The 23,462-nt window shown below is 69.7% G+C and carries 24 protein-coding genes, 1 pseudogene and 1 riboswitch; of the genes and pseudogenes, 10 read left to right on the top strand and 15 right to left on the bottom strand.

All coding sequences use genetic code 11. The annotated features are described in order from the left end of the window. Positions 1–344: 344 nt before the first annotated feature. Positions 345–926 carry an XRE family transcriptional regulator gene (locus tag E1264_RS10655; protein ID WP_132172150.1) on the bottom strand — a complete coding sequence of 194 codons (582 nt, stop codon included), beginning with the start codon at positions 924–926 and terminating at the stop codon, positions 345–347. Between the two features lie 48 nt (positions 927–974). Here E1264_RS10655 and E1264_RS10650 point away from each other — a divergent pair, with 48 nt between their 5' ends. The 4 genes from E1264_RS10650 (at position 975) to E1264_RS10635 (ending at position 4,287) form a co-directional block, all read left to right on the top strand. Further along, positions 975–1,493, top strand: a complete 519-nt coding sequence (locus E1264_RS10650) for a GNAT family N-acetyltransferase (protein WP_243710854.1) — start codon at positions 975–977, stop codon at positions 1,491–1,493. A gap of 302 nt (positions 1,494–1,795) precedes the next feature. After that, on the top strand, positions 1,796–2,590 hold the full coding sequence (locus E1264_RS10645) for a hypothetical protein (RefSeq protein ID WP_132172148.1): 795 nt from the start codon (positions 1,796–1,798) through the stop codon (positions 2,588–2,590). Next, positions 2,587–2,952: a GntR family transcriptional regulator gene (locus tag E1264_RS10640; RefSeq protein WP_132172146.1), complete on the top strand. Its 366-nt coding sequence runs from the start codon at positions 2,587–2,589 to the stop codon at positions 2,950–2,952. Before E1264_RS10645 ends, E1264_RS10640 begins: the two co-directional genes overlap by 4 nt. Before the next feature lie 894 nt (positions 2,953–3,846). Next, on the top strand, positions 3,847–4,287 hold the full coding sequence (locus E1264_RS10635; RefSeq protein ID WP_132172144.1) for a nuclear transport factor 2 family protein: 441 nt from the start codon (positions 3,847–3,849) through the stop codon (positions 4,285–4,287). A 342-nt stretch (positions 4,288–4,629) separates the two neighbouring features. On the opposite strand, the gene E1264_RS10630 is transcribed toward E1264_RS10635, so the two are convergent. Both E1264_RS10630 and E1264_RS10625 read right to left on the bottom strand, forming a co-directional pair. Then, complete coding sequence (locus E1264_RS10630; RefSeq protein ID WP_132172142.1) at positions 4,630–5,181, bottom strand: hypothetical protein; 552 nt, start codon at positions 5,179–5,181, stop codon at positions 4,630–4,632. 92 nt (positions 5,182–5,273) lie between these two features. Further along, positions 5,274–5,831: a TetR/AcrR family transcriptional regulator gene (locus E1264_RS10625; RefSeq protein WP_132172140.1), complete on the bottom strand. Its 558-nt coding sequence runs from the start codon at positions 5,829–5,831 to the stop codon at positions 5,274–5,276. A 94-nt stretch (positions 5,832–5,925) separates the two neighbouring features. Here E1264_RS10625 and E1264_RS10620 point away from each other — a divergent pair, with 94 nt between their 5' ends. Continuing rightward, the gene (locus E1264_RS10620; RefSeq protein WP_132172138.1) at positions 5,926–6,552 is read left to right on the top strand and encodes a DUF2867 domain-containing protein; all 627 of its coding nucleotides are present in this window, start codon (positions 5,926–5,928) and stop codon (positions 6,550–6,552) included. Positions 6,553–7,467: 915 nt separating this feature from the next. On the opposite strand, the gene E1264_RS10615 is transcribed toward E1264_RS10620, so the two are convergent. The 8 genes from E1264_RS10615 to E1264_RS10585 all read right to left on the bottom strand — a co-directional run bounded on the left by E1264_RS10615 (position 7,468) and on the right by E1264_RS10585 (position 15,351). Continuing rightward, positions 7,468–8,823 (bottom strand): MATE family efflux transporter, encoded by a 1,356-nt coding sequence (locus tag E1264_RS10615; protein ID WP_132172136.1) that lies wholly within the window; start codon positions 8,821–8,823, stop codon positions 7,468–7,470. Continuing rightward, positions 8,820–9,842 carry an LLM class F420-dependent oxidoreductase gene (locus tag E1264_RS10610; RefSeq protein WP_132172134.1) on the bottom strand — a complete coding sequence of 341 codons (1,023 nt, stop codon included), beginning with the start codon at positions 9,840–9,842 and terminating at the stop codon, positions 8,820–8,822. The genes E1264_RS10615 and E1264_RS10610 overlap by 4 nt, the downstream gene beginning before the upstream one ends. A 26-nt stretch (positions 9,843–9,868) precedes the next feature. Further along, positions 9,869–11,287, bottom strand: coding sequence for a YcaO-like family protein (locus E1264_RS10605; RefSeq protein WP_165964113.1), 1,419 nt, complete (start codon positions 11,285–11,287; stop codon positions 9,869–9,871). A gap of 90 nt (positions 11,288–11,377) precedes the next feature. Further along, positions 11,378–11,509, bottom strand: a complete 132-nt coding sequence (locus tag E1264_RS45895) for a hypothetical protein (RefSeq protein ID WP_279490325.1) — start codon at positions 11,507–11,509, stop codon at positions 11,378–11,380. 102 nt (positions 11,510–11,611) lie between these two features. Further along, positions 11,612–12,352, bottom strand: coding sequence for a (2Fe-2S)-binding protein (locus E1264_RS10600; protein WP_132172130.1), 741 nt, complete (start codon positions 12,350–12,352; stop codon positions 11,612–11,614). 109 nt (positions 12,353–12,461) lie between these two features. Next, positions 12,462–13,271: an ABC transporter ATP-binding protein gene (locus E1264_RS10595; protein WP_132172176.1), complete on the bottom strand. Its 810-nt coding sequence runs from the start codon at positions 13,269–13,271 to the stop codon at positions 12,462–12,464. Between the two features lie 2 nt (positions 13,272–13,273). Next, positions 13,274–14,365, bottom strand: a complete 1,092-nt coding sequence (locus tag E1264_RS10590; protein WP_132172128.1) for an iron ABC transporter permease — start codon at positions 14,363–14,365, stop codon at positions 13,274–13,276. Then, positions 14,362–15,351: an ABC transporter substrate-binding protein gene (locus tag E1264_RS10585; protein WP_132172126.1), complete on the bottom strand. Its 990-nt coding sequence runs from the start codon at positions 15,349–15,351 to the stop codon at positions 14,362–14,364. Before E1264_RS10585 ends, E1264_RS10590 begins: the two co-directional genes overlap by 4 nt. 114 nt (positions 15,352–15,465) lie before the next feature. Further along, a riboswitch (cobalamin riboswitch) is annotated at positions 15,466–15,664 on the bottom strand. An 884-nt stretch (positions 15,665–16,548) separates the two neighbouring features. On the opposite strand from E1264_RS10585, the gene E1264_RS43260 reads away from it, so the two are divergent. From E1264_RS43260 to E1264_RS10575, 3 genes are all read left to right on the top strand, one after another. Further along, a complete protein-coding gene (locus E1264_RS43260; protein ID WP_165964112.1) occupies positions 16,549–16,707 on the top strand; it encodes a hypothetical protein in 159 nt (52 codons plus the stop codon). Positions 16,708–16,897: 190 nt separating this feature from the next. Further along, on the top strand, positions 16,898–17,488 hold the full coding sequence (locus E1264_RS10580; RefSeq protein ID WP_132172124.1) for a dihydrofolate reductase family protein: 591 nt from the start codon (positions 16,898–16,900) through the stop codon (positions 17,486–17,488). 729 nt (positions 17,489–18,217) lie between these two features. Beyond that, complete coding sequence (locus E1264_RS10575; RefSeq protein WP_243710855.1) at positions 18,218–19,243, top strand: helix-turn-helix domain-containing protein; 1,026 nt, start codon at positions 18,218–18,220, stop codon at positions 19,241–19,243. Between the two features lie 921 nt (positions 19,244–20,164). Here the strand turns inward: E1264_RS10575 and E1264_RS10565 are convergent. After that, positions 20,165–20,892 (bottom strand): annotated as a pseudogene (locus E1264_RS10565) (IS5 family transposase). A gap of 252 nt (positions 20,893–21,144) precedes the next feature. After that, on the bottom strand, positions 21,145–21,333 hold the full coding sequence (locus E1264_RS10560) for a hypothetical protein (protein ID WP_207935840.1): 189 nt from the start codon (positions 21,331–21,333) through the stop codon (positions 21,145–21,147). A gap of 96 nt (positions 21,334–21,429) precedes the next feature. On the opposite strand from E1264_RS10560, the gene E1264_RS10555 reads away from it, so the two are divergent. Further along, on the top strand, positions 21,430–21,984 hold the full coding sequence (locus tag E1264_RS10555; protein ID WP_132172120.1) for a GNAT family N-acetyltransferase: 555 nt from the start codon (positions 21,430–21,432) through the stop codon (positions 21,982–21,984). A 195-nt stretch (positions 21,985–22,179) separates the two neighbouring features. Here the strand turns inward: E1264_RS10555 and E1264_RS44550 are convergent, their stop codons facing one another. Next, positions 22,180–22,608, bottom strand: coding sequence for a hypothetical protein (locus E1264_RS44550; protein WP_207935839.1), 429 nt, complete (start codon positions 22,606–22,608; stop codon positions 22,180–22,182). A 239-nt stretch (positions 22,609–22,847) separates the two neighbouring features. On the opposite strand from E1264_RS44550, the gene E1264_RS10540 reads away from it, so the two are divergent. After that, positions 22,848–23,036, top strand: a complete 189-nt coding sequence (locus E1264_RS10540; protein ID WP_132172116.1) for an acetyl-coenzyme A synthetase N-terminal domain-containing protein — start codon at positions 22,848–22,850, stop codon at positions 23,034–23,036. 122 nt (positions 23,037–23,158) lie between these two features. Here E1264_RS10540 and E1264_RS10535 read toward each other — a convergent pair. Beyond that, on the bottom strand, positions 23,159–23,462 hold a 304-nt coding region (locus E1264_RS10535; protein WP_132172114.1), incomplete at its 5' end, for a PP2C family protein-serine/threonine phosphatase.

Genomic DNA, 23,462 nt, shown 5'->3' with positions numbered 1-23,462 from the left:
AATCGAGGCGGGGCGTCCGGTGTCGCGACGGATGGCGCCGCCCGAGCCCGGTGGTGGCGTCCGGCGGACTCTCGGTGCGCCGTTCACCCTGCCCGCCGCCGCTGCAACAGAAGCCATCGAAACCTTCCGACAAGCAGCAGCCGATGTGCAGGGCAGGTAACACGGCTGGCAGGAACGCGCGTTCGCGGGCGGCGGCGACCCGGAGCCGGGCGATCTCGTCGCCCGCGGGCGGCTCCGTCAGCCGGCGCTCGGCCTCCAGGGAAGACATGTCGGACGACCACCGCGCGCCACCGGATGGCGCTGGGTGCGACGATCAGGCGGCCGATTCGTTGGGGGCGGCACGGTCAGGTGGGGCGGCGGCTTCTCGGGCGCATGATCAATGCGGCCACGTAGTAGGCGCATGCGTCTTCGGGCGAGGGGTTGGCGTAGCCGTGGGCGATGTCGGCGGCGAAGTAGGCCGAGTCGCCGGCCTCCAGGTGGAGGCGGGTTCTGCCCACGGTCAGTTGGAGGCGGCCTGTTTCGACGGCCACGTACTCGTGTGAGCCGGGGGCGTAGGCGGGGAAGGATCCGGCGTCGCAGCCGGGCGGGAGCGTCGCGCGGAGCAGTTCAAGGTTCACGCCGGGCACGACGGGAGACAGGATGGCGCGCCGCCAGCCGCCCGGGTGGTCGCTCACGTCCTGTTCGGCGGCGCGCCGGACGATGATTCGCTCCTGATCGGGAGCGGCCACCAGGCGGGCCAGGGGAAGGTCGAGCCCTCCGGCGATGCGCGCGAGAACGGTGATCGTGGGTGCCTTGGCGCCACGCTCGACCGCCGAGAGCATGCTGACGCTCACGGCCGACCGATCGGCCAGTTCCTGCAGCGTGAGCGCGCGCTCGGTGCGCAGCCGCTGGAGTAGTTCACCGAGGGCTTGAAGGTCGAATTCCATGCCTGTACTATAGAGTACTAATTCTCCTATAGTAGAGGGAGTGAGGTTGTGGCGACGGTGCGGGACAGCGGCGTGGTCGTTCGGCCGGCCGGTTCGCACGATCTGCGCGCGGTGACACGGATCTACGCCCACTACGTCCTGAACACCGTGGTGACCCTCGAAGAGGATCCGCCGACGCTCGGCGACTGGCGGCGCCGCGCGGAGGGGGCGTGTGCCCAGGGGCTGCCGTTCCTGGTCGCCGAGGACGCGGGAGAGGTCACCGGCTTCGCCTACTGCAAGCCGTGGCGTTCGCGGTCGGCCTACCGGCACACGGTCGAGGACTCGGTCTTCGTGGCCGCCGGGGCGGCGCGGCGTGGCGCCGGCCGCCGGCTGCTGCGGGGGCTGCTGACCGACAGCGCCGCCACCGGAATGCGGCAGATGGTCGCCGTGGTGGTCGAGACCGGCGACCCCGCGTCGGCCGCACTCCACCGATCATGCGGATTCGACGAGGTCGGACGTCTGTCGGCCGTCGGGCTCAAGCACGGCAGGTGGCTTGACACGCTCCTGCTCCAGCGCTCGCTACCGTAACCGGCGATCCGGAACTCGTCGCCGCCGAAGGCGACCAGCGCACCCCAGAGTGCTTCCCTCGAACTTCCGGACAACTGCAAGGCGCTCTCGCCGGCGGCCTGAGAGTTCGAGCAGAAGCCGGGACCCACGAGACCAACGCCGTTGCCTCCTCCATGATGCCGTCCCCCAGCCATGCCTCGACTGCTGCTGGGCAACAAGACCGGGGCGACGCGGCCGAGTCGCGAGACTGTCCGACCCGGTTGACATTGTCGCAAACTATGACTCACTCTGTTGAGACAATCTTTGCGACATTAGGAGGCGGCATGCGCCAGGCCGATCACTCGGAAGCCGATCACACGGAGGCCAGGCGGTGGCTGGCCGGGCACGGTCTGGCCGATACCGAGCCGTCCCCGCTGCTCGCGGCGCGGCTGGCGGCGCGGCGGCGCGCCAAGGTCGCCGACAGCCTCCTGCTGGCCGCGTTCATAGTCGGCGCGGCGCTAACGCATGCGTTGACGCTGCCCGCCGACGTCACCTCCTCCTGGCCGCCGCTGCTGGTGCTGGCGGCGTTGGCGGCCGGGCTGCTGGTGGCGCAGTGGCTGCTGGGCTGGTGGGTGCGGCGCGTCGACCGCAGGCTCGGCGCGCACCTGTCCCGGCGGGTGGCCCACCCGGTCGAGCTCGGCTGGCCGGCGGTGCTGGGCCGGCCGTACGCCCTGTTCGTGGCCGGCACCTATACCGGCGCCTTGCTGCTGGCGGTGAGCGTGTTGCCGATCTCAGACTCCGGCTTGCGATCCGGGGCGGTCGTCGTGCTGATCGGCCTGGCAGGCACCGGCGCCGGAATCATCATGCAGCTGCACCAGGTGCTGGCGAGCCCGGCCGTGGCGCAGGACCAGGCGTCGCTCACCGCCGATGTCATCATGCGGGTCGAGGACGCCCGCGCCCTGGTCACACCCAGCCTGGCGTGGGCGCTGCCGGCCATCTTCCTGCACGGAGAATCGCTCGGCTGGTGGAACGTGGTCGCGTTGGCGCTCGTGGTGGCGGGCGTCATCGCGCTCTGGCTGATCCAGCTCCGCAGCGCCGAGGTCGCGGCGGCGGCACGGCGGGCCATGGACACCCGATGATCGTCATCGATGCGGCCTCACCGACGCCGCCGTACGAGCAACTCCGGGCCCAGCTCGCCAGGCAGATCCAGGACCGCACGCTCGCCGTCGGCACCAGACTGCCGACCATCCGCCGCCTGGCGGCCGATCTCGGCCTCGCCGTGAACACCGTCGGCCGGGCCTACCGGGAACTGGAGGAGGCCGGACTGATCGAGACCCGCGGACGAGCCGGCTCATATGTCTCGGCCGCAGGCGAACAGGCCCGCGAGCAGGCCCACCGCGCCGCCGGTCAATACGCGGCGATCACCACCAGCCTCGGCATCGACCCCACCGAAGCGATCCAGATCGTCCAGGCGGCACTGGGCCGTACTCCAGGCCCATAGACCACCGGATACCCGCCGCCGCGCGGTCTGGCCACCCCTGCTCGCCGCGCCGATACCCGCCCCCGCCACGCTCGGCAATGACGACTACCCTCAGCTACCTTTCGGGTGGTGACGCGGACCCGAGTGGAGGGCCTTCTGCGACTCCTCCGGCCGGGGCGCCCTCGTCGCGATCTGGAAAGCGGTCCGAGCACACCACGGCGACCTGGTCGTGGCCCGCCCAGGGGTGCTCCTACATCAAAGCCGGTGGCGACCAGCAGGCGCCCATCCACTGGTCGCGGCGTCGACCGGGCGCTGCGCGCGATGTGTTACGGCTCCGCGAGGGCTACTGCCGCTCGCGCTGGTGCCAGGCCCGCCGCGATGCCGAGACGAGCACCTTGGCCGCCGGATCGTCATCGGCGACCGGGTCCGCCCCCTCGACGGGCGCACCCACCACTGTTCGCCGCCCTGGCCGTGACCGCCCTGGCCGTGACCGGCCCGGCGATGCCCGCCGCCGCGGCCCAGGGCCCCGACCTCCCCAGCTACCACTGCAATCAGCTGAGGAAGCCACCGGAAAGCCGGTGGGTCGGGGAGAACGGCTACATGCCCTGAACGGAGCCACACAGGCTGCCGCGAGCTCACGGGCACGTTCACCATCAGGGGTTACGGCGGGCCCATCGACGGCGTAGGTGAGGATGCGCGGGGTCTTGAGGATCCGGCCGTAGTGCGCGATCGCCTTGCCGAGCTGGTCCTAACCGCACGACCGGGACGAGGAGGCGCAGCGCTCCCACCGGCGAACACGGGCGGTCGAAGGGCCGATGGCGTTCCAGATGGCTTCTAGCGAGACATCACACTTCAGAGGGCCACTTCGTCATAGGGGTGAGAAGCCGAGGCCCCTCAATGATCGAAGGAGTGTTCATGCCCGCACAGCACGAGGTCGACGAAGCCAGGATCCGCCAGCAGGTCGACAAGATCGTCGAAGGGATCCGGGGCAAGGACCTGAAGGCCCTGGAGCAGGTCTACGCGGCGGACGTCGTGTCCTTCGACATTGAGCCGCCGCTGCAGCACGTTGGGATCGCGGCGAAGCTGAAGAACTGGACGAACGTGTTCACGCTCTTCCGAGAGGTGTCGTACGAGGTCCGCGACCTGAAGCTCACCGTGGGAACAGATGTCGCCTACGGGCACTGCTTCGGCCGGCTCAGCGGCACGCTGGGCGACGGAACGGCCACGAGCGGCACGTGGGTCCGGGCCACCTTCGGCTTTCGCAAGATCGACGATGACTGGCTGATTGCGCACGACCAGGCCTCCGTACCGATCGACATGCTGAGCGGCAAGGGCGTGGCCGACCTGGAGCCCTGACCAGGCACTGACCGGAGCGTCCAGGGCCCAACCGCCCGCCGAGGCCCCTCACCCGGCCTCACAGGTCAGGGACCTCGGCGTCGATCAATGACGTCCTGCTTCGTACCGGCCGGACCCCGCAGCCGGGAAGAACGCGGGTCGCCGCTCCGGGCGGCACCGTGGAATGAGTGCCCGGCTCCTTGCCTCGTCCCAGCTGTCAAGGGTCACCGTGCTCAGCCCCGAGCAGGCCCTCGACAATTCGCCGTCGGTGCTGGCCGCGCTGTCCGCCCACACCGACGTCCGGAAGGTCGACGGGACGCCCGGATTGGTTTACGGGGCGGCACCCTGCGTCCACGAAGGGCATCACCCTGCGGGACGACCTGGGCCCCGGCCGCTCGGTGAAGGCGGACCCTGAGGTCCACCCGGGGCCGGTGGCCGTGGTGGGACGCCGAAGCCGCCCGCGGGTTGAGCGGGCTTTCGGGCGACCATCGCGACGCGCACGCCGGCGACCGTCCCGGCCACCGCGGGTGCCAGCAGATCCCAGCGGCTGAAGCCCGGATCCAGCACCGTGAAGATGAAGACGATGTCGAAGGGCGTGCCGTTGGTGACGGCGTCGAGGATGACAGCGCACCGGACGCCGATGTTGAGCGCGACGTACCCGGCGATCACCGCGACGATCGGGGCCGCGGGCCCGCGCGGGCGGGTCGGTAGGAGACCGACCGCCGTGATGAAGCCGATGATGGCGCACGCCAGCGCGTGGTAGGCGGTCGAGTCCCGGATCCCCTCGTCGAGCAACGAGGACGGGTGGAAGCGGATGAACATCAGGATCGCGCCCACGCCCGTGGCGACCGCGCCGCCGACGAGCACGAGCGCGATGGTCCCGACAACGGGAGTCGCAGGGCGCGGCTGGGACATCGGGCCATTAAAGGCGACGATCGTCCGGTTCAGAAGACGGCGCGCACGTGGCGGGTCGGGCGGCGCTGACCACCGGTCGAGCCGGGCATGGTCTATTCCAGCAACCGTTGCCTGATCAGCTCCATCACTTCCGCGCGGCTGCGTTTGCCGTTGTCGGCGGCGTGGAAGTGGTTGCCGATGCGCACCGAGACCGCGATCAGGCAGCGGACCTCGACTTCGTCCTCATCGGGGCAGAAGGAGGAGAACACAGAACGCAGGTAATCCATGCGGCGATTGTCGACGCGGCGCAGGCGCTCGGCGACGGTCGCGTCGCGGCGAGCCCAGTCGCGGATCGCCAATTCGGCGGTGGTGCTTCGCACGGTCCCGTCGGCGGTGGCGACGATGGAGAACAGCCGCTCCAGCTTGGCCCTGGCATCGCCCCCGCCGCTCTCAGCCTCTTCGATCACGCTCTCGGTGACCTCGTACTCCCAGGCGTCGAGCATTTCGACCAACAGCGCGTCCCGGTTGCGGAAGTACCCGTAGAAACCGCCCTTGCTGACGCCGAGCGCCTGCGCCAGCGCCTCGATCCGGACCGCTTCGGGGCCGCCTGCGACCAGCGCCCGCAAGCCTTCCTCGATCCATTTGCCCCGTGGCGTGCGGGTCGCGCCCATGGTGTGCAGCTCCTCACATCCCCCCGAGTATACGGGGGCGTATACATGGTTCTAAGCTGAATGTATACGCCACCGTATAGATAGGGGCCTGCTCGTGCGACTTCCTCGAACCGCCCACACCGACCGCCCCTGGAGAATCCACGAGATCGTCGGCGACTTCACGGTGGAGGACGTGTGGGCACTGCCCACCCCCGGCGGTCCCGACGACCTGGTGTGGCTGGTGCGCCAGATCGCCGATGGGGTCCGCGGCGGCGTGACAGGAGAAGGGCCCATCTCCAGGGCGCTGTTCTCCGTCCGCTGGAAGTTCGGAAAGCTGCTCGGCTGGGACAGGTCCGATACCGGCGTCGGCGCCCGGGTGCCCTCTTTGCGGGACCGGTTGCCGACGGACCTGCGCGAGGGCCCCCAGGGCCCCGACCTCGGCTCCTCCCCGTTCACCTCCCTCTACCAGAGAGACGACGAGTGGGCCGCCGAGATGGGCAACAAGACCGTGCACGCGGTGATGCACATCGGCTGGGTCCCGGACGGGTCCGGCGGCTACCGCGGCCAGATGGCCGTCTTGGTGAAACCGAACGGCCTATGGGGAACCCTCTACATGGCCGCCATCAAGCCCTTCCGCTACCTCGGGGTATACCCGGCACTGATGCGCTCCATCGGCCGCGAGTGGCAGGCGAACGCCGCCAGACGCAGCGTGCATGGAACACCCGGAGAACACCGCAAGTGAAGCACCGATGCCGCTGACATCGATCGACCTCTTCGCGCAACGCTGACAGCGCTTTCCCGAGCACCCAGCCGTCATCCTGGACTCACCAAGCTGCTTGCCGATCGTCTAGGGGCTGCAACGCGAAAGCCGCCGACCAGAACCGGGGGGGGCGTCCCCCCCGAAAAAAACTGCGGGCGACCTGGAAGGCTCGAAGCGCCGACCATGGTCGCCCGACTCGTGGAGGTGGCGGGAATCGAACCCGCGTCTTTCCACGGACTACGGTTGGCAAAGGGTGGTGACCATCGAACGATGCCGCATGACCTGCATATATATCAAGATCACTCATTTGTCGCCATTGATCAGTGTTGGCTCCCGTTGGGAGTATTTCGGGAGTAAACAGGGACTATGTCGTCATCTCCGGCTGCTGAGTGACCCCTGCCAGACCAGACGCGATGCGCCTGAACGGCGAGAGCAGAGCAAGCGGGACGGGGGGTCTAAAGCCCGCTCCGAGGGCCCGTTCAGGGTGCCGTCGCGCTCATTGGCTTCTCGCGGCGGAGTCGCAGGGATCGAACGGTCACCCAAACCCATCCAAGATCGCAACCTCGCCGTTAGCACCCGCACCCGCCCCGGAGGTGCGCCGGAGCGACAGCAAGCACACCCGTCCGCCTGCCCGCCACGGGAGGAGCACCCCTTGCGGAGTCCACCGCGGCCCCCCACAGGACCGTCCGTCGATGAGGAGCGGTCGCGGTTCGGTCGCGCCACGTGCGGCACCATCCCCGCATACGCGGGGAGCACGCCGACGTCGTCTTCGCCGTTCCCGGCTTCAAGGGACCATCCCCGCGTACGCCGGGGAGCACCCGGAACCCGTCATGATCAAGTTCCTGGTCTGGGGACCATCCCCGCGTGCGCGGGGAGCACTCTGGCTGACCTAGGCGTTTAGGTCTGCGCGGGTTGAGTGCGGGACCGGCGGGCCTGGCGATGGCGGCGGCGGAGTAGCAGGGAGTAGAGGGCCCCGAACGCCGTCCAGGCGAGGTAGAGGCCGGGCAGGCCGAGGCCCAGATGGACGCCGAGCAGCCAGGCGAGCGGGATCAGCGCGGCGTAGTCACCGACAACGGAGGCGACCATGACCGAGCGGGTGTCGCCCGCGGCGCGCAGCGCGGCCCCGTAGGCGAGGGCGGGCAGCAGGGGCGCCAGGCTGAACAGCGCCAGAGGTATGGCCGACCAGGCACGGTCGGCGACCGCCGGATCGGAGGCGATCAGGGAGGTCAGCGGGCCGCCGCCTAGAAACACGGCGGCGGCGGGGACCAGGAGCAGGACCGACAGCAGCCGCAGCCCGGCGCGCCGCCACGCTTCTGCGCGGTCGCGGTCGCCCGCGCCGAGTGCCTGTCCGGCAAGGATGGTGATGGCCGTGGCGGCGCTGGTCAGGACGGTGAACAGCACGAGCGTGAGGTTGTCGACGATGCGGTAGGCGGCCAGGTCGTGGGGGCTCATCCGGGCGGCGAACGCGGCGAGCAGCGCCTCGTTGAAGTAGCCGATGCCCATCGCGCACATCTCCGGCCATCCGATTCGCCACAGGCCGCGGGTGATCTGGGCGGTGGCGGCGGGGACGGCCCGCACGCGAGGGAACCTGGTTCTGGCGTAGGCGAGCAGGTAGACGGTGCCGGCGGCGGTGGCGGCGAGAGTGGCGGCCGCGGCGCCGTGCACGCCGAGGTCCGCGCCGAAGATCAGCAGCAGGCCGAGGGGCAGGTTGACGGCGTTGGCCAGCAGCGCGGTGTACATCGAGACACGGGTCGCGCCGATGCCCGCGCAGGCGCCCTGCAGGGTGAAGGAGACCGCCGCGAACGGGACGGCGACGGCGAGCACGCGCAGGTAGCCGGCGCCCGGGCCGATCAGGTCGTCGTCGGCGCCCAAGACGGTCAGCACGGGTACGGCGGTGACGTACAGGGCAGCGCCCACGGCGACTCCGGCGGCCGCGGAGGTAAGTACTCCGGTCCGGACGACCTGTGCGACCTCCCCGCGACGCCCCGCGCCGTGATGCTGGGCCACCTTCACCTGGACGGCGGTGGCCCAGCCGCGGACGATGACCAGCGCCACCAGATAGACGGGGGCGGCCAGGGCGAACGCGCCGAGGGCGCTCGTCGAGAGCCGGGCCAGCAGGATGGTGTCGACGACGTTGAGCGAGATCTGGGTGAGCCCGGCGACCATCAGCGGGAGGGCGAGCTTCCAGATCGACCGCATCCCGGTGCCCGGCCGGGCGGGCGCGGTTTCGCCGGTGGGCTCCGCGGGTGTCACAGGGCGGCCTGCGCGGCTTCCAGCAGTTCGGTGTCGCGGCTGAGGAGGATCAGGGTTTCCACGCGCGAGTCCTTCCAGGCGGAGATCCGGTCGACGATCGCCGGGAGCGGCCCCGCGAGCGCGACCTGGTCGAGGAGCGTGCCGGGGACTGCCGCGGCGGCGTCGTCCCTGCGTCCTTCGGCGAGGTGGTCGCGGATGTCGTGGGCCGCGCCTTCGTATCCCATCTGGCAGGCCACGTCGAAATAGGTGTTGCGGACGCCTGCGCCGGCGGCGCCGATCAGGTGCGCGAACAGCGGGCGCAGCTCGTCGCGCCCCTCGGCCGCCGTCGCGGCGCGGGCCACGTACAGGATCGGGGCGATCTTGACGTCGCCGGGAGCGCGCCCGCCCCGGTGGCTTCCCTCGTCGAGGGGACGGGTCAGGGCCTTCTCATGCTCGGGGGCGTACATTCCCGACAGCCAGCCGTCGGCGATCTCGCCCGCCAGCGCGACGCTCTTCGGGCCGATGGCGCCCAGGTAGAGCGGGATGCGCGAGCGTAGCGGTTCCATCTCCGATCGGACTGGCCGTGCCCGTCCGGTGGACCCGGGCCCATGGTAGGGAAGCTGGTATATCTCGCCTTCGTGGTGGACGCGCTCGTCCCGCGCGACCGCCTTGCGGACGATCTCGGCGTACTCGCGGACGCGCTGGAGCGGGCGGGCGTAGGGCTGCCCATGCCAGCCCTCGGCGATCCAGGGCACCGACAGTCCGAGACCGAGCTGGAAGCGTCCGTTCGACAGGACGTCCAGGGTCATCGCGGTCATCGCGGTGGCCGCCGGGGTTCTGGCGGGGATCTGCATGACGGCGGTGCCGAGCTTGACGCGTTCGGTCACGGCGGCGAGGTATCCGAGGACGCTGACGGCGTCGGGGCCGTACTCCTCGACGCTCCACACCGAGTCGACGCCGATGCGTTCGGCGTGCTCGACGATCGGCAGCACGTCTTCGATCGGCTCTCCGCCGTAGCCCAGGGCCAGCCCGAGACGCATGGGGCGTTCCTTCCAGGTGGGGTGGGTCAGGAGAACGGGAGGGGGTCGCGGACGAGGCCGTCCTCGGTGAGCGGGCCGGGCGTCCAGCCCCGCGCCGGCGGCTCTCGGTAGAGCCGCTCGCCGCCGAGGAAAGGGAACGCCGCGGGGGCGTTGGAGTACAGGCCCGGCACGATGACGCGGACGACGCTCAGCCCGGCCTCCGCGGCCTCGCGGGTCGTGAGGTCGACTACGACGGCGCGCAGCCCCTGGTCGTCGAGCAGGCTCAGGTAGCGGCCGAGCCGCTGGTGCGGCCCGGCCGGAACGGCGGCAGGCTCGGCGCGGGCGGACCCGGGGTGAGCGGGGGCGGGATGAGCGGGTGCTGGGTGAGCGGGCCTGGGGTGGCGGAGCCGGGCCAGCCGCCCGTCCTGCGCCCGCGGGTCGAGGTAGAGCTGGAGATGCAGCCGCACGTCGTTGACGTCGCGGAGATCCGGGCGGAAGCCGTCGAGGTAGGCGCGGTCACTGCGATGGGCTCGGTACGGCCGGCCGGTGATCTTCCCTGCGCGGACGGCTGTCCAGAACGGTCCGCCGGCGTCCAGCAGGTCCAGGCCCGCCTCGTGCATGCCGAGGGCCTCGGTAAACGCCTTCGCGGTCGCCGCCTCCGGCGCCGGGCGGCAGGCGCTGCCGAAGGCGACCAGCCGGCGCGCCGGGTCCTCGACGAAGACTCCGGCGACCTGCACCTCGAAGGTCGAGGGGATGCGCAGCAGGGACACGCGCAGCCCGGCCCGCTCGGCCTCGGTGAGCGCGGTCGCCAGGGGCCCGTTCGCGTCCGGCTCGAAGGCGGGGGCGGTCGCGGGGGCTCCGCTGAGCCACCAGAGCGTGACCGCGTCGCGTTCCAACAGCTCTTCCAGCGCGGGAAGGGTCGCCTCCAGCGCGCTCGTCCCAGCGGCCGTCCCGGCGAGCAACGGGTAGTTGGTGGGCGGCTCGGCGGCGCGCTCGCCGCGGAAGTAGTTGACGTAGACCAGGGAGGCGGGCACGAGGATCTCGTCGTCGCCATCGAGCGTGCGGCCCGGTGCCCAGGCGATCTCCAGGCCCGGTGTCAGCGCGACGAAGGGAAAGCCGCGGTGTGCGTACTGCGCGGCCGAGTACAGCGCGAACTCGCGCGGGTCGACCGCGTCCGCGCCCGCTCGGCGGAGCGCCGTGAACGATCCGGTGGGAAGCCGGGGAGGCACGACGTTCGCGCAGTAGCGTTCGACGGCCTCGCCTATGGCGGCCCGGCGGGCGGCCTCGTGATCGGCCAGCGCGGCACCGCCGGTGACGGTGTCGACCGTCCATGGCGCGTGCTGGGGATGCGACGACGCCCAGGCGCTGTAGGAGACGCACGACGGGACGGGACGCACCCGCGGCCGGTCGAGCTCGACCCGCTCGACGAGACCCGATCGGTCGCCGCGCACGATCTGGGCTTTCACCGGCTCCTCATCGCTCCTTCCCGTCCCGCCCGGTTGAGGGGTGAGGGAGCGGCCCGCGGGCCGCTCCCCCGACACCCGGTCAGTAGTCGGTCAGTTCTCGGCCTCCTCGGCCTGCTCGGTTTCGCGGTCCTCGCGCCACTCGAACGGGGCGTCCACCGCGGGGGTGTGGGACTTCAGCCCCTTCTGGGGCTCCTCCGGCTCGGCGAATCCGTGGTGTGCCATGGCGGTCTCCTTTCGGAGCGCACAGAACATGCACCCTCTATCGCAAGTTCTGCGCACCTGCGATCTAGTTGCAAGTAGCGTAAGTGGATATCGGCTTAGCGGTCAACGGGGGCCGAGCGCGTTCTTTTCCGCAATTCCTTGATCGCCGGCCTGCTTCGCCAATGAGCAGTCCTCGCACTTCTCCCCGTCCGGAACCCGGTAGTACAGGCAGCAGCTGCGGCGCCGGAAGCCCAGGCGGGCCGAAATGATCCGCCCGGTCCCGGAGAGACGGCCAGTGCTCAGCAGCTCCCCGGTGAGCTCGGCGAGGCCGGCGTGCAGTTCCGGGCGGGCGGTCAGGGTCGCGCGGGCGGCCTCGGCCAGGGCCGAGGCCGCGTTGCCGTACAGCAGGCCGGCGGCGACCTTGACGCGCAGGCCCGCCGCCAGGCGGTCCAAGTGCCGGACGACCACCGCCTGGTAGAGCGCCTCCGCGAGGCGCCCGTCCGGCGCGGGTACGCGGTGGCCTCGCGGGGCCGGGACACCGAGTGCGGGACCGCTCTCGGCCCGCCGCAGTTCTCCCAGGTCGAGGACGATGCCGTGCGCGGCCGCACCGTACAGGACCGGTGACCACAGCCGCGCCGCATGCCCGAGCTGCGTGATCGAGGCCGCGATCCGCATCTCGGCGGCGCCGTAGCGCAGCGCGGTGGCGTCGACCAGGTCCTGCATGCCGTCGGCGTAGGCGTCGTCGGCCGGTCGCCATCCGGTCTCCGGGCCTCCCACGGCGATCGCGAAGAAGCCGCCCAGCGAGGCGGCCTCGGCGAGCGCCGCCATGACGGTGTCGGGCGAGACGGGCGAGAGACGCGTCATGGATGCGGTCCTCCTTTCCGCGGCAACCGGCAGACGTTTTCGGAGTTCACCTTCCGCCGGGTTTTCGGAGTTCAGCCACGCGATATCCGGGTCATCGGCTCGCCATTTCTCAGATGGGTCCTGGGGGAAGAACGGTGATCTGCGGGTGGCCGCTGCGGGGATGCTCGGCGACCTCGGCGTCGACGCGGTAGACGTCGGCCAGCAGTTCCGGCGTGAGCACGTCACCCGGTGGCCCTGTCGCGACGGTCCGGCCGGCGTCCAGGACGTGGAGGCGGTCGCAGAACGAGGCGGCCAGGTTGAGGTCGTGCAGGGCGACGACCGCGGTGACGCCGAGGCGGCGGACGAGACGGAGGGCGTCGATCTGGTGCCGCAGGTCCAGGTGGTTGGTCGGCTCGTCCAGGACCAGGATCCCGGTTCGCTGGGCCAGCGCGCGGGCGATGAGGACGCGCTGCTTCTCGCCTCCGGACAGGCGATCGAACGGCGCGTCGACCAGGTGCGCGGCCTCCAGTTCCGCCAGCGATCCGGTGATGATCTCGCGGTCACCGGTGTCGTCGCCCTGGAAGGCGCGCTTGTGCGGGGTGCGGCCCATCGCCACGACGTCGTACACGGTCAGCTCGAAGTCGCCGGGCGTCTCCTGGAGGACGGCGGCCAGGCGCCTGGAGAGGTGTTTGCCGGGCATGCGCCAGACGTCCTCGCCGTCCAGCAGGACCCGTCCCGAGGTGGGGCGCCGCGCGCGGTAGAAGGTGCGCAGCAGGGTGGATTTCCCGGCGCCGTTGGGGCCGACGAGCCCGACGATCTCTGCCGGCGCCGCGGTCAGCGAGACGGCGTCCACCAGGGTCCGGCCGTCGATGACGACGGAGACCTCCTCGGCCCGCAGCGTCCCGGCCGGGGGGCCGGTGCCCGTGGTCGGCGCGTCCATGGTCACCGCGCCGCCTTCCGCCGCATCAGGAGGAGGAAGAAGGGGCCGCCGACCAGAGCGGTGAGGATGCCGACGGGGACCTCCTCGGGGCTGATCAGGGTCCGCGCGGCCAGATCGGCGAGGATCAGGAACCCGGCGCCGAGCAGGGCCGCGGCGGGCAGGGCGCGGCGGTGGTCGGCGCCGACGAGCAGCCGCACCGCATGCGGCATGATCAGCCCGACGAACCCGATGGAGCCGCTGACCGCGACGATCGCGCCGATCATCAGGGCGACCAGCGTGAACAGCGCCCCGCGGAAGCGGTGCACGTCCAGGCCCAGGGCCGCGGCGGCCTCCTCCCCGGCCAGCAGCAGGTTGAGCGGACGGGACAGCCCGAGCAGCACCGCCGTGCCCGCGAGGACCACGGCGGCGGGGAGCCACAGCAGCGTCCAGGTGGTACCGGCCAGGCCGCCGAGCATCCAGCGCAGCGCCGATTCGGCGGCGCGGGGGTCGTCGGAGGTGATGACCAGGTAGCTCGCGACCGCCGTGAGCACCTCGGCGGTGGCGACGCCCGCCAGCACCAGCCGCACCGTGGTCATCCGTCCGCCGGAGCGGGCCAGGAAGTACACCAGCACCAACGCCAGTAGCGCGCCCGCGAAGGCGGCCAGCGGCATGGAGAACATGCCGAACCACGCGACCGGGAACACCACCACGAGCACCGCGCCGACCATCGCGCCCGAGGACACGCCCAGCAGCATGGGGTCGGCCAGGGGGTTGCGGACCACGGCTTGCAGGGCCATCCCGCAGACCGACAGGCCCGCTCCGACCACCGCGCACAGCAGCACGCGGGGCAGCCGGACGTCCATCACGATCGTCTCGCGGACCGGTGACCAGGCCGGGTCCGCCAGGGCGGGATGAAGCTGGTGGAGCAGGATGCCCCAGACCTGGCCGGGCGGGATCCGCACCGAGCCCGCGGCGATCCCCGCCGTGCCCGCCACCAGCACCAGCCCGCCGAACAGCGCCAGGACCAGCGGATAGGGAAGGCGGGTGCGGGCGCGGTGGGCGGCGGCGACCGGCGCCCGTCCGCCGGAGACGCGTGGCTCGGCGAGGCCGGTCATCCGAACCGGTCCGGGTGCAGCTGGCGGGCCAGCGACTCGACAGCGGAGGCCGCTCGGACGCCGGTCACCGTGGACGACAGCGGCAGGACCGCGAACCGCTTGTTCCTGATGGCGGGGACGTCCTTCAGCGCCGGGCTGGACAGCAGGAATCTCTTCTTGTCCTCGGCGGGCTGGTCTCCGTAGTCGTAGATGACGATGGCCTCGGGCGCCCGCGCGGCCAGTTGCTCGAACGAGACGTCCCCGTAGGCCTTGCTCACGTCGGAGAACAGGTTGGTCCCGCCCGCCAGCCGGATGATCTCGTTGCCGATCCCGGCGCCGCCCGCGGTGTACACGGTCTTGTCGCCGCTGTCGTAGACGGCGACCCTGACGGGGGTCGCGGCGGGAGCCGGCTCGGCGAGCCGCGCCTTGACCCGCTCCAGGACGGCGCGCAGCGCGGCGATGCGCCGCTCGGCCCGGTCCGGGACGCCGAAGATCTTGGCGACGGTCCGGATCTCCTCCTCGACCGTGGCCATGGTCACCGGGCCCTTGGGGCATTCCTCGATATTGAGGTGGGTGTCGATCCCGGCCTTCTTCAACGCGGCCCGGCTGCGGCCGTCCTCGAATGTGCTCGCCCATCCGCCGTAGACGAAGTCGGGCTCGGCCTCAAGCAGCGCCTCGTAGGAGGGATACTCCTTCGACAGCACCTTCACCCGGTCGTAAGCGGCCCGGAACTCCGGGAGGATCCGGTCATCGAGGTAGCCCGTCCCGACCATCGACTTCTCCAGGTCGAGAGCGAGCATCACCTCGGTCGCGTGCTGGTTCAGCGACACCGCACGCTTCGGCGGGCGCTGGTAGGTGGTCGTCACCCCGCAGTTGGCCACCGTCGCCGGGAAACCGGACGGCGCCGCTCCCGCGCGGTCGTCTCCGGCACGTCCCGTGTCGCCGCCGCATCCGGAGACCCAGACCAGCACGACCGCGACGAACAGCGCCAACACCGCTGCCCGCATACGAGTACCGGAGCGTACGGCGGCGGCCCGGCATGCGGCCGTCCGGCGCGTGACCGGGCATGTTGTGCCTCTGGGCATGCTGCCCTCTCCTCTCTGGGGAGATCCGCCCCAGCCCTGTCGAGGAGGCGACCGCGTGAGTCTCCTGGCTCTCGGGTCGATGCTCGTCCCGGCCTTCCCGCCCGCTCGCGCGGGCAGTGGCGTCGTCGGGATCCGCTCGCCGATCACAGTGGCGGGACCGCGCCGGAATCGCACCGGCTTCCTCGTCCGCCGTCGCCTACCCCGCAATGGTGACACAGGTCGCAGTTGCAAGGAAGTCGCAATAAGACACGATGGGGAGAAACACCTATCCGTTCACCGCCATCGTCCGGCTTGACGATCTGAAGCTGGCACTACTGCTCCACTCCGTCTCCCCGCGGGTCGGCGGCGTGCCGGTTCGCCTGCGATCCGCCCGCGCCCGCTAGGGCTGGATCATGAACACCTACCTCCGCCGCCGCGCCCCGGCCGGAAACCGCCGCAGAACCCAGAAGGTGACACGCTCCCCCGCATCCACCGACGACGGCACCGGACGAACCACACCCGTCCTCCTTGCGACGTCACTGCCTCGCACTCGCACACGGTCATGGCCGCCAGGAGGAATCCACCAGTGCTCTGACCACGTCCTACATGGTGGCGATACCTAGTGACGAACACATGCGGCTCCTGCGTCCGGCATCCCCCGCACCGCCGTCGCCGGGCGGCCGCGGAGCACCACCGAATGACAGCGCCACTTCGCCGGACGCGGTGCCGACAACCCGGGGGGCGCCCGTCGGCGCGGGCGACATCCGGGACGGGATCAATCAAGCCGGGTGGACCTCAACCGATGGCCGCCCCAGGCCAAGGCGGCGATTCCGGACAGCGTCAGGAGTACACCGGTACCGATGACGTTGCCGGGATGGGCGATCCACCGGTCCCCGCCGGGAGACGGGACGCTGTGACTCGCGTCTCCAGCCCGAAGGCCCCGCTCCCCACCGAGATGACAGCACCGCCGACCACCTCGGCCAACAACATCCCGACCCCTGAAGCCGTCCCCGGCCTTTTCCGCATGGTCCCTCCCACCGGCCGCTATGAACATTACGGTCGTCCCACCTCGGTGGGCACCGCCCCGGGACCGCCCCGCCCATCGGATCGAGGCGCGACCGACCGGGGACGCCGGTCTCGATGATCGTCAAGGCGGAAACAGCATGCCGAGGGCGGGCCGGACGTTACCGGCTCGGTCGCGCCACCCGGCTGCCACCTGTCGTCCTCGACGAGGGCCAGGCCGTCGCGGCGGCGATCGCGCTCCAGACCGTCCCGCGCGGCGACCGGTCGCATTCGTGATGAGCACGCACGACCGCGGCGACACCTCAACGGCATGGTGGTGCCGCTGGTCCACGCTCGTCGCGCTGCCCGCCCGCCACCTCGGGCGTAAGGATCATGGTCGGCGCCTGTCGGTGGCTCGGACACCGATAAGTTTTCGCGCCGGGGATGGTCTTTCCTGCGAGTGATCACGACCAGGGAGGCCGTCCAGGTGCGAAAGATCGTGTTCCACATGCAGACCACCGTGAACAACCGCATCGCCAACGCCGAGGGGGCGTTCTGGGAGCCGTTCCCGTGGGCCGAGGAGGAAACGGCCTACATCGCCGAGCAGTTCTCCCAGGCAGACACCTGGGCCATGGGCAGGACGACCTACGAGGCGATCGTGCCCTGGTGGGACAGGGTCGCCCGCGGAGAGACGCCCGACGACGCGCCCGTCATCACCGCCGCAGACCGCGAGTTCGCCAGGGTGCAACGGAACATGACCAAGGTCGTCTTCTCCACGACCCTGCCACCCGCCACCGACCGTCTGGTCCTCCGAGGCGATCTGGTCAACGAACTCACCGCATTGAAGCGGCAGGACGGCAAGGACATCATCCTGTCCTGCGGCCCCAAGACCCTCGCGCCGATCGCCGCCGCGCCCGGTCTGATCGATGAGTACCTGCTCGCCGTGAGCCCTGCCGTCCTCAGCGCCGGACCTCAGGTGTTCGAGGGACTCACGATCGACCTCGGCCTCGAACTGACCGATGCCAAGGTGTTCAACGGCGGCGCGATCGTTTCGCGTTACCGCGTCATTCACCACTAGGACTTGTCTCGAAGTCCGGTGCGTGACGGTGTGTCGTGATCACTAGGGCAGCAGGCTCCGGAATGATCAGCCCATTTTGCGTGCTGACCGTCGAATGCGCATGGCGCTGACCCGGTCGCCGAGTCTCCACCGGGAGCCCTGGTGCTGTTCTATCGGGCTGCCCTCGATCTGACGCGCTTGTGCCGCACGTTCGTGGCTGATCTCGTCCCGCGGCACCGCCGGCGCCTGGGTTCGCGGTGGCGGCGGCTGCCTCCGACCGTCAGGCGCTGCCGGTGCTGGTGCAGTGCACCTGCGCCGCAACAAGACCTTCGCCGCCTTGGCGCCCGCATTCGGGGTGGTAGGTGCCGCGACCTGTTGCGCTTATGGTGTTCCAGCGGTCGTGGGAACAGCGCCGCCACCGGCGAGCCAAGCCGCCTTGGCGCGGTGGACCGTTCGGTCTTTCGTGATCAACGACCGGCGGCGGGACCAGACCCAGGCGTCGGTGCTCTCGTCATCACAGCCGTCCATCCCACCGCGCGGGCGCCTGCGATAGGACGGGTCCGCCGCTCCGTCCTCTGCGGCTCCTAATTAGGACATCGGTTAACAGCACCCTTCCTATCCGCTTTGGGATGAGGGCTTGATATCGAGGCCGGTGGTTCCTTTACAGTCTAACCAGATCACCCAGCTAGAGCACTGGACTGGACCGATCGCCTCCGCGCATGTCTGATCTATATCTAAATCGAGGTGAAGATGATCGAAATTGATATTTCAAACACTCACCTTCCCCCAGCAGAACGATTCGAGCAGTGGGCCCATCAGCTACGTGAGCGGTCCCTCATGCCCACCGTGGTCCATAGTGACTCCAAAGCCGACTACCATGTGCGTGGTCGGCTACTGCAGTTCGATACTCTGCAAGTGACCGAGATCACTTTACCTGTGTCCCAGGCGTATCGGTCAGACAAACTGATCGCCCGAGGGGACCCCGAGGTCTGCCACCTGTCCTTCAGCCTTGACGGGCATCACGAATTCACTCAGGCCAGCAATTCGGTCACTGTAAGTCGGGGAGAACTGCTCTTCTACGATTCATCCCACCCCTTTCAAGGAACGATGTTCCCGGACGGTGGCTGCGCCGCGCGGACGTCCACTGTAGTGATGGCCCAGTTCCCGCGAGATCGGCTGCCGTTCAGACGTGCCGCCGTGGACCGCCTGTTGGCGACCAGGCTGCCCAGCGGGCAAGGGCTCGGGGCATTGGTCTTGCAGTGTCTGACCGAGCTCAGCAGTGGATTCAGCCGCCACACGCCGGCGGACGCGACACGGCTGTCGACCATCGCCATGGACCTCATCACCGCGCTGTGCGCGCACCGCCTGGAGGCCGAAACCGCGGTAGCGCCGGAGACGCGCCACCGGGTGTTGATCACGCGCATCCATGCCTTCATCGACGCACACCTCGCCGACCCTCATCTGACCCCCGCAAGCATCGCGGCCGCTCACCACATCTCCACCAGCCACCTGCACAACATCTTCAGCGGCCACGACACCACGGTCGCCGCATCGATCCGCGAACGCCGCCTGGAGCGGTGCCGCCGCGACCTCACCAACCCCGCCCAGGACAAGCACCCGATCAGCATGATCGCCGCCCGGTGGGGCTTCACCAGCAGCGCTCACTTCAGCCGCGTCTTCCGCAGGACGTTCGGCATGTCTCCTCGCGACTATCGGCACCTCAGGCAAGGGAGCAGCCGAACCTCGGACGCAACGTCAAGAGTTCAGGACGCATAGGCAACTACGCCGTCGATCACGGCGGCACACTGGTCTGCGTACCGGCCCTTTCCCGAAGGAAAGGGCAAGCTCTCACCGGACTAATCGCGTTATCCACGCGGGAGGAAAAGTGGCACGAAAAGCCCTGCAAGCTCTCACCATCAGCCTCACCGTCGCGGGACTCAGCGTAATAGCGTCCCCCGCAGCAGCGAACGCCTCCCCTGTCAGATCGGAGAATGCGTCATCGATCGTGGCGGACGAGCCGCCGAACCGGACACCAGCGAATATCTCCAGAAGCTGCGAATCCGAGCCTTATACTAATGGCCCTGGCGGTGCCACCGTAGAGAAGGCTATCTGGCTCAGAGACGGGCCCGGTCAGGGCTGTAACAGCGTTACCGCCACACTCCGCAAAGGCACGCGACTCGGCGGCTGGTGCTATGATTACAGCAATGCGGGGAACATTTGGTACTACGTTAGTGTCGGCGGCGCGGCTCCACACGGCTGGATCTACTCAGGAAACGTCTCAGACGGACACACGATCACCTACCGCTGCCAGTATTAGGATGCGCGCTTTCCTGAATCGTCATCCGCAGTAGCCGCGGGCGGCATGCGCATCGCCCAGCTCGTTGCGGTCGTCCTCGTGCATGTACTCGCGGTGCCGTCAAGCACGAGTGGTCGTAGCAACCGCACCCGGGCACTCCGGGCAGACCATCCCGGCCGTCCAGCCGCAATTGGACGGCAGATGACCTCGTTGGCGGAGTCGGTGACGACGACCTCAGCGGCGGCGTAGTCCTCGCCGGTCTCGTCCATCCGGCCGTTCCGCCGGGATGAGTCCATGCCAGCAGCGGAACCGATGAAGAAGGGCGCTGAGTCTGCACCGGCCCGGTAAAGGGGCCGGTGCACCCACTCGTGGTGGGCGACGTCTTGTCCTTCCGCCGTCCGCTAGGTCGTGTCTCGAAGAAGGTGGAGCCATTCGTTGATGGCGGTGATCTCAAGGACTGCCTGGTAGCGGACGCAGAGCTTGTCGTACCTGGTCGCCACCGCCCGGTGGCGTTTGAGTCGGTTGATGCCGCACTCGACGGCGTGGTCGCCGCGGTAGTCGATCGGGTCGAAGGCCGGTGGGCGGCCCCGTCCCGGCCGGGCGACACTGATCTGGGCCGTCACCGCCTCGAACTGCGGGGCGTCCCCACGCTGCCCGGCCGTCACCACCAGCGACAACGGCCGCTGGCCCTGCTCACAGGCCAGATGCACCTTGGTCGACAACCCGCCACGGGAACGGCCCAGCGCATGATCGTCCGGCTCGGCGGCCGCACCCGCGGGCGGCTCACGCTGCAGATCACCACGCCGCCGGGCCCCGGCGGCATGCTGGTGCGCCCGCACTACCGTGGAATCCACGTTCACCTCCCAGCAGATCAGCCCGGACGCATCCGCCCGGGTCTGCAGGGCCGCCAGGATGCGCGCCCAGGCCCCGGCGCGCTGCCAGCGGCGAAACAACGCGTAGACCGCGTGCCAGGAGCCGTAGCACTCCGGCACGTCCCGCCACGGCGCACCGGTCCGCACCGGCAGCGGATCCCATCGATGAGCTGGCGTTTTATCCACTTGGACGGTCGACCCGGTCGCGTGGGCACCGGCAGCAGCGGCTCCAGGATCGCCCACTGCTCATCGGTCAGGTCGAACCGCCTCGTCACCGCTAGGGTGGCCACGAGGTCTCCGGGACTCAGGGTTTTCTTGGTCGATGACTCCTGTACCGGAAACCTCACTATGTCGGGCGCTGGACATGCCGCTCATCCCACTTTGAGACACGCCCTAGGTCACGCGACGCATTGCCTCACGTTCCGAAGTCCGGTGCGCCCTCACGTACTGCACCAGACCCACGGACCTGAACAGTTCGCCCTTGCTGCCAGCGTTGCCGTCAGTCTGTCTCATCGTGCGCTGATCGCGCCGCGAAGGGTGCGTCGGATCAGGTCATCGACGCCGTGTCGTGCGACGAGCCCGTCGCCGACGGCGTGGAGACCGGTGTAGACGATGCTCCACACAATGCGCTCGATCCACTGGGCCGGGACGGTGGCGTCGAGATCGCCGTCACGTTGTCCTCGCTCGATCTCTGCCATGAGGAGCTCATCGACCGCGCCGGCGATGGGGGCGTCCGCATCGGAGGGACTGAGCCCTTGCCTGAGCATCTCAGCGTTTGGGCGCACAATGGGCGGATGCTTCAGATGCGGCCTGCGACGAGCGCGGATCGCGGTCAAGTCGCCCGGATGGTGCGGGCGCGGTGTGCCTGGCTGGAGACGCGCGGTCTACCGAGTTGGAGGGACGCGCTGGACGATCTGGTCGCTCAGTGCGACAACCCCGGTGGGGACGTGTGGGTTCTGGACGACGACGCTTACGGTGTGGTGGGGCAGATCCTTGTGCAGGATCAGGGCCCGCCTTGGGGCTGGACCGACGCTGAGCGGGCCGAGCCTGCCCTGTATCTGTCGGGATCGATCACGGACCCTGCTCTGCGCGGGGAGCCGGGGGTGAGGCCGGGGACGTTGATGGCGTGGTGGGCCGTGGATCGAGCCGCCCTGCTCGGTGTGGACTGGGTGCGGAGACACTGCCATTTCGAGCAGGTGGCCCGCTACAACCAGACGCAGGGCTTCGCCTTGGTGCGCGAGCAGCAGCGGACGCATGCCCGGTTGTATCTGATGGCGCGGCGGGCCGAGCGGCTCGATCTCTCGGAGTGGATCAGGTCAGAAACGCACGTGCGGCCTGGTCGAGAGTGATGACTTCGACCAGCTTGGAGTGGGGTTCTTCGCGGTAGAGCCCGATCTCTAGGTCGTCCACGATGATCTTGAGGCCGTCGGGTCCACCAGGCCGGATTCGATTAAGGGTGAGCCTTCGTTCAGGATGCGGTGCAGCGGTCGCAGTCCGCCCTCGATGAGGGATTGTTCGACCAGTTCGGCGAAGCTCTCGCGCAGTTACGGGTTGCAGGCGTCGTGGCTGAGCCCGAGGGTGGCCAGGTGACGGCGTTGGAGTTGTTTGAGTTCGCGCCAGTGGAAGGGGAGCTGGTCGCCAAGGTCGACCAGCGCCTGGTGGGCGAAGGGGTGCACTGGCCAGAGCCCAGCCTGTAGTAGAGGTGGGACGACGCATTCGGCTGCCAGGAGGGTGATGCCACCGGCTATCGCGGGCGGTGCGATGCCGTCGTCGCCGTACTCGATCGCGGCGCGTGCTCGTGGGCCGAGCCAGGGTAGGTCGTAGTGGTCGGCTTTGTCGGCGTCGCCGCCGCCGTCGTCCGCGTGACCGGCCCCGGCCTGCTGTTCAAGGCGGTCCAGGCACGATCGGGGCGCAGCGGCGCGCCCACGTGGATCCTCGACGCGGCCTTCCCCGCGCGCCGCGCCGCTCGTCACTCTGCTAAACGGACACCCGCACACCCTCGCGTTCCTCGCCGGACTTCACGGGGTCCGCGCCGTCCACCTGGGCGTATCCGAGTTCGGGCAGTCCGGCAGACTGGAGGACGTCGACCGCCATCACGGCCTGGACACCGACAGCGTCGCCCGCCGCTGCCCTCGACCTCGCCTAAGGAGCGGCACCATAGTGATCCGCCCCCTTCCGCACCGTCAGATCCGCCTTTCCCGAAGGATCGGGGATGCGCAAGTTCGTTGACGGGCTGCGCTCGCGCTCCGGCCTGGAGTTCGCCTCCTACCGGGAACTCTGGGAATGGTCGGTGACAGATCTCGACGCCTTCTGGAGCGCGGTCTTCACCCACTTCGGTGTCTGTGCCGCGACCCCGCCGACCGCCGTCCTCGCCGAGGGGCGGATGCCGGGCGCGGTCTGATTCCCCGGCGAGACGATCGCGGCATTCCTCGCGACGGCGGCCCTCGGGGCGAACAGAACTGGGGTTCGGCTCAGGGATGACTTGCTGGCGCTGGCGTGGCCGTTGGTCCTTCTGCCGGGATCCTAGAGCCGGGCAATGATCAGGGCGATGTCGTCGGCGCCTCCGTCGGCGACGCCGAGGCGGTCCAGGAGGGTGTCGGCCAGTTCCTCGGTGCCAAGCCGAGCGCAATCGGCGAGGCTGCCGGCGAGACGGTTCAGGCCAGTGTCGATGTCCTCGCCGCGGCGTTCGATGAGCCCGTCGGTGTAGAGCACGAAGGTGTCGCCAGGCCGGTACTGAATGCTGGCCTGAGGGCGGGGGACGTGCAGTTCGCGGACGCCCAGGGGCGGGTCGGTGCCCTGGTCCAGCAATTCGCATCCGCCATCGGGG

The organism is Actinomadura sp. KC216, from assembly GCF_004348535.1.
Taxonomy (GTDB): Bacteria; Actinomycetota; Actinomycetes; order Streptosporangiales; family Streptosporangiaceae; genus Spirillospora.
The sequence above is the reverse complement of the archived record's forward strand: the minus strand, read 5'-3'. Positions and strand labels throughout refer to the sequence as shown.